The sequence below is a fragment of the Streptomyces sp. NPDC003943 genome (assembly GCF_053605265.1).
In genome coordinates, this window is sequence record NZ_JBSGIW010000018.1 from 83,367 (window position 1) to 94,820 (window position 11,454).

The 11,454-nt window shown below is 73.8% G+C and carries 11 protein-coding genes; 2 read left to right on the forward strand and 9 right to left on the reverse strand.

Annotated features, from left to right (window positions below; translation table 11 throughout):
- Positions 1 to 8: 8 nt before the first annotated feature.
- From kdpF to ACWEV0_RS11000, 3 genes are all read right to left on the reverse strand, one after another.
- A complete protein-coding gene (gene kdpF / locus ACWEV0_RS10990; protein ID WP_018845955.1) occupies positions 9 to 98 on the reverse strand; it encodes a K(+)-transporting ATPase subunit F in 90 nt (29 codons plus the stop codon).
- 226 nt (positions 99 to 324) lie between these two features.
- Entirely contained in the window at positions 325 to 810 is a 486-nt protein-coding gene (locus ACWEV0_RS10995) for a hypothetical protein (RefSeq protein WP_453148414.1), read from the reverse strand.
- Between the two features lie 22 nt (positions 811 to 832).
- Positions 833 to 2,248 carry a hypothetical protein gene (locus ACWEV0_RS11000; protein WP_453148416.1) on the reverse strand — a complete coding sequence of 472 codons (1,416 nt, stop codon included), beginning with the start codon at positions 2,246 to 2,248 and terminating at the stop codon, positions 833 to 835.
- Positions 2,249 to 2,962: 714 nt separating this feature from the next.
- Here ACWEV0_RS11000 and ACWEV0_RS11005 point away from each other — a divergent pair.
- A complete protein-coding gene (locus ACWEV0_RS11005) occupies positions 2,963 to 3,514 on the forward strand; it encodes a hypothetical protein (protein ID WP_453148418.1) in 552 nt (183 codons plus the stop codon).
- Positions 3,515 to 3,758: 244 nt separating this feature from the next.
- Here ACWEV0_RS11005 and crcB (ACWEV0_RS11010) read toward each other — a convergent pair whose 3' ends face one another.
- From crcB (ACWEV0_RS11010) to crcB (ACWEV0_RS11020), 3 genes are read right to left on the reverse strand one after another with little or no spacing between them, the layout of a single operon-like run.
- Positions 3,759 to 4,112: a fluoride efflux transporter CrcB gene (gene crcB, locus ACWEV0_RS11010; RefSeq protein WP_453148420.1), complete on the reverse strand. Its 354-nt coding sequence runs from the start codon at positions 4,110 to 4,112 to the stop codon at positions 3,759 to 3,761.
- The gene (locus ACWEV0_RS11015; RefSeq protein ID WP_453148422.1) at positions 4,109 to 4,468 is read right to left on the reverse strand and encodes a DUF190 domain-containing protein; all 360 of its coding nucleotides are present in this window, start codon (positions 4,466 to 4,468) and stop codon (positions 4,109 to 4,111) included. The genes crcB (ACWEV0_RS11010) and ACWEV0_RS11015 overlap by 4 nt, the downstream gene beginning before the upstream one ends.
- A complete protein-coding gene (crcB, locus tag ACWEV0_RS11020; protein ID WP_453148423.1) occupies positions 4,465 to 4,878 on the reverse strand; it encodes a fluoride efflux transporter CrcB in 414 nt (137 codons plus the stop codon). Before crcB (ACWEV0_RS11020) ends, ACWEV0_RS11015 begins: the two co-directional genes overlap by 4 nt.
- A 685-nt stretch (positions 4,879 to 5,563) precedes the next feature.
- On the opposite strand from crcB (ACWEV0_RS11020), the gene ACWEV0_RS11025 reads away from it, so the two are divergent.
- Positions 5,564 to 6,709, forward strand: coding sequence for an IS701 family transposase (locus ACWEV0_RS11025; protein WP_453148436.1), 1,146 nt, complete (start codon positions 5,564 to 5,566; stop codon positions 6,707 to 6,709).
- A 114-nt stretch (positions 6,710 to 6,823) separates the two neighbouring features.
- Here ACWEV0_RS11025 and ACWEV0_RS11030 read toward each other — a convergent pair whose 3' ends face one another.
- The 3 genes from ACWEV0_RS11030 to ACWEV0_RS11040 all read right to left on the reverse strand — a co-directional run bounded on the left by ACWEV0_RS11030 (position 6,824) and on the right by ACWEV0_RS11040 (position 11,177).
- The gene (locus ACWEV0_RS11030; protein ID WP_453148425.1) at positions 6,824 to 9,142 is read right to left on the reverse strand and encodes a helix-turn-helix domain-containing protein; all 2,319 of its coding nucleotides are present in this window, start codon (positions 9,140 to 9,142) and stop codon (positions 6,824 to 6,826) included.
- Between the two features lie 176 nt (positions 9,143 to 9,318).
- Entirely contained in the window at positions 9,319 to 10,242 is a 924-nt protein-coding gene (locus ACWEV0_RS11035) for an AfsR/SARP family transcriptional regulator (protein ID WP_453148426.1), read from the reverse strand.
- Positions 10,243 to 10,478: 236 nt separating this feature from the next.
- Positions 10,479 to 11,177: a ScbR family autoregulator-binding transcription factor gene (locus ACWEV0_RS11040; RefSeq protein ID WP_453148428.1), complete on the reverse strand. Its 699-nt coding sequence runs from the start codon at positions 11,175 to 11,177 to the stop codon at positions 10,479 to 10,481.
- Positions 11,178 to 11,454: the final 277 nt, after the last annotated feature.

Below are 11,454 nucleotides of genomic sequence, written 5' to 3' on the forward strand. Positions count from 1 at the left end.
GTCGGGGCTCAGAACCTCTCCGGCTTGACGAGGGCGAGGACGAGGTACCCGAGCAGGGCGACGGCGACGACGAGGCCGACGATGTTCTCGGCAGTCACAGCTTCGCCACCCCCTTGGCGATGAAGGCCACCAGCGCGAAGACCGCGAGCGTGGTGACCACGAAGGCCACGTCGGCCATCGTGAGCTCCTGACAGAGAGAGCGGATTTTCTGACGAGACGAGGAAACCGCCTTTCGGCCAGGTCACCGCCGCTGTTGACGTGCCCCTAACGCCGCTGATGTCCGTCTTGACGCATCCCCTACGCCGGTTTCGGTCAGCCGCACGGTCACGCCCGGTCCGACCCGCTCAACGGCGCTCCGGAGGGTGCGGCTGGACCCCCGTCAGGAGGAAGTCGAGCCCCCGCCGGGTGGTGGCCAGAACCACCCGGTCCCCGGCCCGCAGCACCCGCCCGTGGGACGGCCGCCAGTCCAGGCCGGGCGTCTCGGTGGGCCGGAAGCCGGCCAGGGTGTCCGTCGACGACGCCGGTACGGGCCCGCCGGCCCGCCACCACGGCGAGGACCCGCCACTCGTGCTCCCGGAACGCCTGGTGCACCGAGTAGCCCTCCAGCTGCGGGTGCCCGGCCACGTCCACCACCGTGAACAGCAGCGAGCCGCGCTCGACCGGCATCACCCCGAGCACGTGCCGGCCCATCATGGCGGCGGCGAAGGACGGCGCGGCCAGGGCGGAGACGCTGCGGGTGAGCGCGTCCGGGTGGGAGGCGCGCAGGGTGCGCGAGACGGTGGCGGCGAAGTCGTCGTCGTACAGGCGCATGACGAACCGTCGCGTCCGCGTCTCAGCGGTACTCGGCGAGGCGCGGGCGCAGGCCGAGGACCAGCAGCCCGGCGGCGAGCAGCAGGGCCGCGGCGGAGGCCGGGAGGAGGGTGCCGAGGTCGGCCCGGCCCTCGCCGACGGCGCTCGTGAAGTGGGCGCGGTTGATGTCGGTGAGCTTCTGGAGCTCGGTCATCCAGGCGCCGAAGTGGGCGTTGGACTGGCCGGGCTGCCAGCCGATGCAGAAGACGACGGCCTCGCGCTCCCTGCCCTGCTTGATGAGCGTGCGCAGAGCGTGGTCGTCGTGCTGGTAGGTGGCGTACGCGTCGACGGTGCGCTCGGCGGCGGCGCGCTCGCCCGGGAAGGTGATGTTGTCGAGTTCGCGCCGGAACTCGCCGGTGAAGCGCAGGTCGGAGTGGTCGGCGCGGTAGGCGGCCCAGGTGGTGTCGAGCCGGGCGGGGTACGCGTCGAGGCCGGCGCCCTTGATGCCGTACAGCTTCTGGGACTTCTCCAGGAACAGGCCCTCGTAGGTGGTCCGCAGGTCGGGGAAGAGCAGGTAGCGGCTCTCGTCGGCGTTCGCCCGGTAGGCGACGGCACGCGCCCTGGAGAGGGCGACGACCGAGTCGTACGAGTCGTGGCGGGCGACCCGCATCTGCTCGGCGGTGCCGGAGAGGGCCTGGCCGGCCAGGACGAGCGCGGTGACGGCGCACAGCGTGGCGGCGACGAGGCCCGGGTTGAGGATCCGCTGGAAGCGGCGGGCCAGGAACCACTGCAGGGCGCCGAGCGCGAGCAGGAGCAGGCCGCCGAGGGCGAGCAGGGTGAGGTTCTCGGCGTCGAGCGCGTCGCGGGCGTCGGTGGAGTCGGCCAGGTAGGCGGTGTCGTTGACGCGGACGAGGGTCTCCGACTCGGGCAGCAGTTCGGTGACGAGCAGTTCGTTGGCCGACTGGTAGTCGGTGCGGGCGTCGGCCTTGCCGCCGGGCCGGGCGTCGTTCTCCAGGGCGCGGCCGATGCGCTCCTGGTAGATCGCGAAGTTCTCGGTGAGCTGGTCGACGGTGCGTTCGGCGGCCGGGTCGCCCTCGGCGGCGACGGCGAGCACGCGCAGCTCGTGGCTGACGGTGCGGCGGGCGTCGTCGTAGAAGCCGGTGGCCTTGACGTACGACTGGTCGAGCCGGCCCTTTCCGGCGTCGCCGCTGGACAGCAGGATGTTGACGGCCTGGGCGTCCATGTCGTCGAGCGCCAGGTCGAGTCCTGCCGCGCTGGTGATGGTGGGCGCGTGGGTGTGCTCGGCGGTGTCCCAGGCGCGGCCGGCGGCGAGGCCGGAGCGCAGCAGCAGGGCTCCGAACGCGACGAGGACCACCAGGACGGCGGCGCGGGCGAGTTTCAGCCGGGCCGGGGTGGTGGCGGTGTGGCGGCGGGCGGTGTCGGCGAACCGGCCCGCCACTCGGCGGAGGAACGGTTCCTCGGAACCTTCCTCCGCCGGGTGGCCGGGCCGCGACCCCCCTCGTGATCGCGGCCCGGACGGGCCCGGTGGCCGTACGGCCGTCGCTGGGGGCACCTCCCGCCTGCGGGGGAGTGTTGCGGCTGGTGTCCGGGCCCCCGCGCCCGGACCGTGCTGCGTATTTCCGGCGGTGAGGCTCACTCGCCCTCCAAGATCACGCCGCGGACTGGGCGTCCGCTCCCCCGTGCCGATCAGTCTTGGCCTGTTCGAGCACCTGATCGACGCCCCTTGACGCTCTCCTGACGGGGTGTCGGCCCTTCCTGACGCGGCTTTGACGGGGTCCGTCAGAGTGACGTCAACACCCGCCCGCGGCCCGGGTGTTCGCCCCCGGCCCGGCCTAGAGTCCTTCCTGGCCGCTCCACTTCGAGCACACGGGACGTCCGTGGCCTGACCCCGGCGGCTCGCCCTCGCCTGTGTCACCGGACTCACCGAGGACATCGCGGCCCGCGGCCGCACCGCCGGCTGGTGCTGCTCCCGGGACAACCGGCCGAGCCGGCTGCTCGCCTGGACCGCGGGCTTCCGCCTCGTGCGCGAGTCCACGCACCACGTGACCGGGCCCGTCCGGCCCGTCAGGCGGGCGTCAAGGTTGCCGCACGCGGCGTAAGCGGTCCGTCAGAGCCGGTGGCGGTCCCGAGGTGCGGACCTAGCGTCCGTTACATGCACCCCATGAAGCCGATGAAGGTCCGTCCCGACGCCGACGACGCGGAGCCCCCCGACACCGCCCATGACACCACCTGGGCCGGCGAGGCCCGCACCGCCGTCGGCTGCGCCGGGCTGCTGCTCGTCGCCCTCCTCGTCATGGACGCGATCGACGGCGGGCTGCGGACCTGGAGCGTGGCGCTGTGGGTCGGCCTCGCCGTCCTGCTCCTCGTCATCCTGCTGCCGGCCCGGGTGAGCGCCGCCCCGGGCCGGCTCAGCGTGCGCGGGCTGTGGACGCGGCACACCGTGCGCACCGACCGGCTCGCGTCCGTGCGCTGGTCGAACGGCGTGGCGCAGCGGCTCGTGCTGCGCGACAGGGACGGCGGCCGGGCCGAGCTCGACCCGCACGTCCTCATCGTCAACCCGCCGCTGTGGCAGCTCGTCGACGCCGCCGCCCGCACGTCGCTGCGGGACGGCACGCTGCTGTGCGGCCAGACCGCCCTGCACCAGATGCAGCGGCGGATAGACCGGGAGACGGCGGAGCGGGTGTTCCGGGTCTCGGGCCTCTGAGCCCCGGAGACGAACGCCTGAACCCCGAGCCCCCCCGACCCCGAGCCCCCGCCGCGCCCAGCGCGCCGTGCCGGGCTCCGTGCCGGGCGCCGGGGTCGGTCCCCGCCGCCGTATCAGGAGGCTCCTCCGCGCCCTGAGAGTGCGGTCCGTTTCCGGAGGGCCCCCGCGGCCCTCCCGCGCTCTTGACGCCGACGGCCTCCGTCCTGACGCGATCCTGACGGTCCTGACGCCGGGTACGGGAGGTTCAGAAGCCCTTGGCCAGCTCGACGCCCAGCCACACCGCGCCGAGACCGGCGGCGGTGCTGCCGAGGACGTTCGCGGCCGCGTAGGCGCGGGCCCCGCCCTCGTACAGCTTCAGGGTCTCGAAGGAGAAGGTGGAGTACGTGGTGAGGGCGCCGCACAGGCCGGTGCCGAGCAGCAGTCCGGTCCGGGCCGAGGCCACGCCGGTGAGCAGGCCCAGGATCAGCGAGCCGACGACGTTCACGACGAACGTGCCCCAGGGGAAGACGGAGTCGTGGCGGGCCTGGACGGCGCGGTCCGTGAGGTAGCGCAGGGGCGCGCCGACGGCGGCGCCCACGACGACGAGCAGCCAGTTCACTCCGTGGGCTCCCCGGGCCCGTACCGTACGACCTCGCAGTCGTCGAGCAGCACCAGGCCGCCGTCCGTCAGCAGTTCCTCCAGCTCGGGCAGGAAGGCCCGGACCCGCTCCTCGGTGTCCACGACCAGCACCGCGACCGGCAGGTCCTCGGTGAGCGAGAGCAGCCGGGTGGTGTGGACGAGCGCGGAGGAGCCGAAGCCCTCGATGCCGCGGAAGACGGAGGCGCCGGCGAGCCCGGCGGCGTGCGCGCGGTGCACGATCTCGCTGTAGAGCGGGCGGTGGTGCCAGGTGTCGGTCTCGCCGACGACGATCGTCATGCGGAGCGCCCGGCCCGCGAGCCGTCTGCGTGCGGTCATGCCGTCCTCCTGGCTCGTACGGCGGCCCGGGTGGCGAGCACGGCCGCCGCCACTGCGGCGAGCGCGGTGACGGCGGTGGCCGCGAGGTAGAGCAGGCCGCGGGCCGCGTCGCCGGCGGCGAGCAGCCGCTGGGTGTCGAGGGCGTAGGTCGAGAACGTCGTGAAACCGCCGCACACGCCGGTGCCGAGGAAGGGGCGCAGGAGCGGATGCGGCGGGGTGACGGTCTCGGTCGCGAGAACCATGATCACGCCGAGGACCGCGCAGCCGACCGCGTTGACGGCCAGGATCGTCCAGGGAAAGGCGCCGGCGGGAGTGGGCCACGCGAGGATCGCGGCATAACGCGCCACGGCGCCGAGCGCGCCGCCCGCGGCGACCACCCCGACGACCGGCAGCTGCGCGCGGAATCCCATGGAGCCAGGTTAGTCGTCACCGGGTCGGTGGTCCCGGGCGGACCGGTCACCTGTGGGGCGCCGGGGCGGGCCGGTTACGGGCGAGGCGCCGGGGCGGACCGGTTACGGGCCAGGCGCCGGGGGCCGGGCGGAACGGTTACCGACGGGGTGACGAGGAGGGCCGGACGGCCGGATACCGACGCGTCGACGGCGGCCAGAGGGCCGGTTTCGGCCGCGTCGCCGGAACCCGGGCGGACCGTCACGACGCGTCGACGGGGGTCCGGGCGGGCCGGGTTACCGGCGGGTCTACCCGTCCGTACGGAACCCGTCCCCGCCGCCGGCGGACCGGAAGAAGGCAAGGCGCACAGGCGCGGGCCCCGGCCTGGGGCATTAACCGGAGCCCGGCCCGTGCTGCCTCGCCCCGATCGTCCGGCGGTGCGTCGCACCGGTCAAAGCCCGTGCGGCGAGTCTGTCAGATCCCCCCGCGGGGTATGGCGGTGGTCCGGCCACCATCGAGGCGCCCAGACGGGTGCCGCGTACACCTCGTGTCGCGGGCCGCGACAGGCGACGGTGGAGGGGCAGCTGGAGGGAGCTGCGCAATCCGTAGGGCAGGAGTGTCGTGAGTACATCCGTCACCACCAGATTCAGAACCGTCACCGCGCATCGGGAGCTCCGGGGGGAGCTTCGGGACACGGCCGACGACGACGTGTACGGCGAACTCTGCGCCGCGCTCTTCTCCGGCTTCCCGCGCCGTGACCAGCGCATGAAGGCGGAGCAGTACCTGCGCGGGCTGCTCACCGCGCAGGGCCGCAAGTCGATCCGCAACATCGCCGCGCAGATCGGCGGCCCGGCGGCCGAGCAGAGCCTGCACCACTTCATCTCCAGCTCGACCTGGGACTGGCGGCCGATGCGGGCGGAGCTCGCGCGCTATCTGCAGCGGCACGGCTCCCCGCAGGCGTGGGTGGTGCGGCCGATGCCGATACCGAAGGCCGGCCAGCACTCGGTCGGCGTCGACCGGCGCTTCGACCCCGAGCAGGGGCAGGTGTTCCGCGGTCAGCAGGCGTTCGGCGTGTGGTTCGCGGGCGAGGAGACCAGCATCCCCGTCAACTGGCGCCTGTTCCTGCCCGATCCGTGGGTCAAGGACCCGACCCGCCGGGACCGCGCCGAGGTGCCGGAGGGCGCCGGCGAGGAGACCCTGGAGGAGTGCGCGGTCAACGCGGCGCTCGACACGGCCCGCTGGCCGGACGTGGCCCGCAAGCCGGTGCTGCTCGACATCCGCGGCGGCGCGGGGCGCGCCGCCCTGCACCGGCTCGCGCTCGCCGGCGTCCCCGTGGTCGCCCGGATCGGCACGAGCTGCCGACTGACCGTCGCCGACCGCTCGCTGCCCGGCTTCGGCGCCGGGCCGCTCACCGCGCTGCAGATCCTGGAGTCGCTCAAGGGCCTGCGCCGCCCGGTGAGCTGGGTGGACTCGGCGGCCGGGGTGCGCAGTTCGCGCACCTCGCTCGCCACCGCCGTGCGCGTCACCCTGCCCGTGCCGCCGGGCGAGCGGCAGCGGCCGCTGCTCCTGCTCGGCGAGTGGGACGACCCGCGGCGCTCGCCCGCCCGGCTGTGGATCACGGACCTGACGGGCTCGGCGGTCGGCCCGCTGCTGCGGCTGACCAAGCTGTCGCGCCGGGTGGAGCGGGACTTCCGGCAGGTCGGCGAGGGCGCGGGACTGCGGGACTTCGTGGGGCGCTCCTTCCGCGGCTGGCACCGGCACATCACGCTGGCCTCGGCCGCGCACGCGGCGACCGTCCTCGGGACGGAGCGGATCGCGCCGTACTGCGAGATACAGGCCCGCTCGGCGGGCTGACCTCAGGGGCACGGGCCACGGCCCGGGAGTCGGGACTCCCGGGCCTCGTCCGCACACCCGTGCCGCGGCGGCTCGGATTCCCGGGCCCGGTACGCACACCCGTGCCGCGGCGGCTCAGACTCCCGGGCGGTCGCCGCAGGACGGGCCGGCCGTCGGGCGCTGCTCGGCGAGGGCGGCGCGGCGGCGGGCGAGGACGTCCCGGGTGCGCTGGAGCCGGAGCGCCAGCTGGACCTCCAGGACCTGGCCGGGCTTCTGCCACTCGGGGCCGAGGAGTTCACCGATGCGCTCCAGCCGGCGCGAGACGGTGTTCGGGTGGACGTGCAGCGCCTCGGCCGCGTTGGTGGGGCTGCCGCCGGACGCGAAGTACGCCTCCAGGGTGTGGATCAGATCGGTGACCCGCTCGGCGTCGTAGTCCAGTACGGGCCCGATCGTCGACTCGATGAAGCCGTCCACGTCGTGGTGGTCCGACAGGAGCAGGCCCAGGAAGCCCAGGTCCTCGGCCGACGCCGCCGCGCCCGCGCCGCCCAGCGCGCTCATCGCGTCCAGGCAGCGCATGGCCTCCTGGAACAGCCGGCCCACGCCGTCCGGGCTCCAGCCGGGACCGGCCGCGCCCACCGACACCGGGTGGCCGAGCAGCGGGGCCAGCTCGCCGGAGACGGCCTTGGCGGCGGCCGACGCGTCCACACCGGGCAGCAGCAGGACGACGCTGCCGCCCTGCACGGTCTTCAGACCGGACATCCGGTAGGCATACGAGGACGCCCACACCACGGCCCGGCCCTGCTCGCCGCCCTCGGGGCGGGCGACCACGACGACATGCGGTTCGCGCAGGTCGATGCCGAGGCGGCGGGCGCGCTGGGCTATCTGCTGCGGGGCGTGCTGCGGCTCGGCGAGCAGGTCGTCGAGCAGCTCGTCGCGGACCGGGCCCTCGGCGACGGCCGTGGAGCGCTGCATCAGGATCAGCAGGGCGACGGACTGCGCGGCGAGTTCGAGCAGCCGCTCGTCCTCGCCGCTGAGCGGGGTCGCGGCGCGCACGACGAGCACGCCCAGGTCCTCGGAGCCGGCGATGACGGGCGCGATCCAGGTCCCGGGCCCCTTCTGCGGCTGCTTCTTGCGGCCGAGGCCCCAGCGGGCGTACGGGGCGAGGTCGTCGAGACCCTCGCCGAACTCCGTGCCGAACTCCTCGGCGAAGTCGTGGGCGAGGTCGTCGGAAAGGGCGTCGGAGAGGTCGTCGTCCAGGTCGTCCCCGAAGTAACCGGCGACGCCCGGGGCATGGCCGAGGCCCGGCCCGGGCGCGTCCTCCGGATCGCCGTCCGCGGCCTCCTCCCGTCCCTCCTCCCGTTCGCGCTTCCGCTCGTCCTCCCGCGCCTCCTCCGGGTCGCCGCCCACGAGGACCGGCCGGCGGCTCGCGTGGGCGTCGAGGGACGCCTTGGCCACGACCTCCTCGTCGAGTTCGGCGATCTCACCGGTGGAGGCGAGCGTGCGGCCGCCCGGGTCGCGGATCAGGACGCAGGCGTCGAGCGCGTCCCCGGTCGCCTTGGCCACGCCGAGCAGGTCGCCGCCGGCCAGGATCAGGTTCATGATCCGGCCGTGGGCCTCGCCGAGGTGGCGCATGCGGGTGAGCGCGGTGCGCACGCGGGAGCTGTCCCGCTCCAGTTCGGTGACCTCGGCCCGGGTCTGGTCGAGGAGCCCGGCCTTCTCCGTGGCGACGGCGGCCAGGTCGGCGAGCGAGCTGATCAGCCCGATCTCGCCCGGACTGTAGCGGCGGACCCGGCGGTCGGCCCCGTAGAGGAGTCCAATGACGGTGTCGCCGGCGCGCAGCGGCACCGCGACGACGGCCCGCATCCCCTCGTCCCGGACGAGCTGGTCGAGGACGCCGGTGTGGGGAAAGCGCTGGTCCTTGAGGTAGTCCTCGGTCCAGACGGGTTCGCCGAGCGTCTGGGCGAGTTCGCTGAGTCCGCCGCCGATGCGGTCGTAGCCGTCGCCGTCGAGAGCGGCGGACCAGTCCGCCGGGTCGCGCCGGCTGTCGCTGCCCTCGGAGGCGTGTATGACCCGGACGCCGTACGCGTCGCCGCGCAGGCTGAGGCAGGCGAGGTCGAGTTCGAGCACCCGCTTGGCCCGGCGCAGGACGGTACGGAGCAGTCCTTCGAGGTCGTACGGGAGGGTCAGGTCGCGCGCGGTGTCGGAGAGGGCGTCGAGGCCGGTCTCGCAGCGGTCGCGGCGGGCGAGGAAGTGCGCGATCCCGCCCGCGAGCTGCACGGCCCGCTCCAGCCGGCCCGGATCGCCGCCCTCGGCCCCCGTGGCACGGGCCTGGTCGAGGAGCTCGGAGAACCGCTCGGGCGGCTCCCGCCGGGCGAGCATCTCCAGGACGGCGAGCGCGTCGATGCCCACGACCGGGCCCCCGCCCCCGTCCGCGTCTGCGCCGTGGTTGGTCATGCTTCAACTCCCGCTGCTGAGCAGAACCGGGTGACGCCGTGGAAACCCGTACCGCTGGCCGAAACTGAATCCGCCGTGGATGACGGTCAACGGTAGGATCGCCCGTTTCATTCCCGTTCGCTCCTCTTCCGCCGCCTCCCCCGGCGCCCGCTATTTTCCCCCGCCCTGACGGGGGATCAGACCGCCGCCGTGGCCGCGGTCGTGGCCGTGGCCGTGGCCGCGACGGTGGCCGTTGCCGTGGTTGCGGCCCTCGGGGTCGCCACCGCCGGAACCGCCGTGGGGCCACCGCGGAACCGCGGCTGCGCCGGGACCCGGGGCAGCACCGTGTCCCGTACGGAGAGGAGCGAGCGGTGCAGGCGGCGCAGGCGCGCCGAGGGCGTCCGGCCGCCGTCGCGCTCGAGCATCGCGCACAGCCGCTGGTAGACCTCCAGGGCGTCGTCGGTGCGGCCGGTGCGCAGCAGGGCGATCATGAAGTGGGCGTTGAGCGCCTCGCTCAGCGGGTACTGGGCGGCGTGCATGGCGAGTTCGGGCACCATCTCGGCGTGCATGCCCAGCCCCAGCTGGGCCTCCGCCCACTGGTCGAGCACGCTCAGCCGGGAGGCTTCGAGGCGCTCGACCTCGGCGGCCAGACGGGGACCGGAGGCGACTCCGGCGTACGGCTCGCCGCGCCAGAGCGCGAGGGCCTCGCCGAGCCGGAGCGCGGCCCGCGCCAGGTCGCCCGCCTCCATGGCGCGATAGCCGGCGCCGGCCGCGCGCTCGAACTGCCAGACGTCGTGGGAGCCGCCGCCGGTGTCGAGCCGGTAGCCGCCGGTCTCGGCGGCGAGCACGGTCTCCGGCGTGCGCCCGTCCTCACCGGTGCGGCCCTCGGACCGCGCGGAGGTGAGCAGGGAGCGCAGTCCGAGCACATGGGCGTGGAGTTCGGCGCGGGCGCCGCGCGGGGCGCCGGACGGCCAGAGCTCCTCCATGAGGACGGACACCGGCACGATCTGGTCGGCGGACGCGGCGAGCAGGGCGAGCAGTTGTCGTGGCGCGGCCGCGGCAGGGGTGATCGACACCCCGTTCTCGCGTACCGAAAGCCCCCCCAGGATCCGGACGTCCACCCTTGCCCCCTCAGCGTCTGCGCACACGCGCAACGGATGCTCCCCCGGGGACGATTAGAAAAGAGACCGGGAAGCATGTCAATAAGAAACCGCCTGGTACGGAATCGGTGCACCGTCCGACCTGGAAAATTGCCCTCTTTGGGGTGATTCATCAGCATCAATGCCGCGTCAAGACGCAGGGAAACGTACCGAGGGAAGCGGCAACTGGACTCGCAGGTATGCTTTGTGGACTGTTTTCAGGCCCGGTCCGAGCCGTCGAGAACCTCGTCGAAACCCTTGCCGAGGCCGTCTCCGAAACCCTCGTCGAGACCCAGCGCGCGGGCGCCGCGGCCGGGCTCCAGGTCGAGCGCGGTCAGGACGGCGGGCACGACGACGCTGGGCAGTAAGTGGTGGTAGAGCGTCGAGGCCCAGCGCTCCATCGAGGACCGGTCGCCCTCCATCGCGAAGGTCATCAGATTGAGCCCGGCATAGGCGGCGACGACCAGGCCGGCGACCTCCGCCGGGTCGACGTGCGGCAGCAGCTCGCCGCGCTCCTTGGCCGCGGTGAGGTGCCGCAGGTTGATCTCGGTCCACTCGCGGTAGGGGCCGCTGCGGTCGAGCTCGTGCCCGCCCTGGTCGAGGGTGAGCCGCACACTGCCGCTCAGCACCCGGTCCCGGGTCAGCCGGTGCGCGAACACCATGCCGACGTCGACGAACTCCTGCACCTTGGAGATCTGCGGGGGCGCCGTGGGCACGACCGCCACCTGGGCGTCGAGCACCGCGTGCGCGAGGTCTTCCTTGGAGTCGAAGTGGAAGTAGAGCGCGCCCTTGGTCACCTGGGCGAGTGCGAGTATGTCGGAGAGCTTGGCCGACTCGTAGCCGCGCTCGTCGAAGACGGCCGCCGCCGCCTCCAGGATCGCCTTGCGGGTACGGATCGCACGATCCTGCTTCGCCATGGGGAGTCCGTCCCTCTCATCGCCCGAACCGGCATCCCGGCAGCCCGACAAAACAAACCCATGGGTATCTGTTTTCCGGCGACTGGAAGATACCCGAAGCCCTGTTCGCCGTGAACACACAACATCGGCCGACCGCCGAACCGCGCCTCTGACCAGCGACTTTGACGACGGGATCGGTCATCAGAACGTCAGGTCGGGGGGGGGGGGGGGGGCGGTCGGGCCGCCCGCGGCGCCCGGGTCGTCGCTCAAACCAACCCCCCCCGTATCTCCGATTCTA

Excerpts from the sequence above, each read along its gene's own strand:
- ACWEV0_RS10995 (WP_453148414.1), bottom strand. The coding sequence starts at position 810 with ATGCGCCTGTACGACGACGACTTCGCCGCCACCGTCTCGCGCACCCTG.
- ACWEV0_RS11005 (WP_453148418.1), top strand. The coding sequence starts at position 2,963 with ATGCACCCCATGAAGCCGATGAAGGTCCGTCCCGACGCCGACGACGCG.
- ACWEV0_RS11015 (WP_453148422.1), bottom strand. The coding sequence starts at position 4,468 with ATGACCGCACGCAGACGGCTCGCGGGCCGGGCGCTCCGCATGACGATC.
- crcB (WP_453148423.1), bottom strand. The coding sequence starts at position 4,878 with ATGGGATTCCGCGCGCAGCTGCCGGTCGTCGGGGTGGTCGCCGCGGGC.
- ACWEV0_RS11030 (WP_453148425.1), bottom strand. The coding sequence starts at position 9,142 with ATGACCAACCACGGCGCAGACGCGGACGGGGGCGGGGGCCCGGTCGTG.
- ACWEV0_RS11040 (WP_453148428.1), bottom strand. The coding sequence starts at position 11,177 with ATGGCGAAGCAGGATCGTGCGATCCGTACCCGCAAGGCGATCCTGGAG.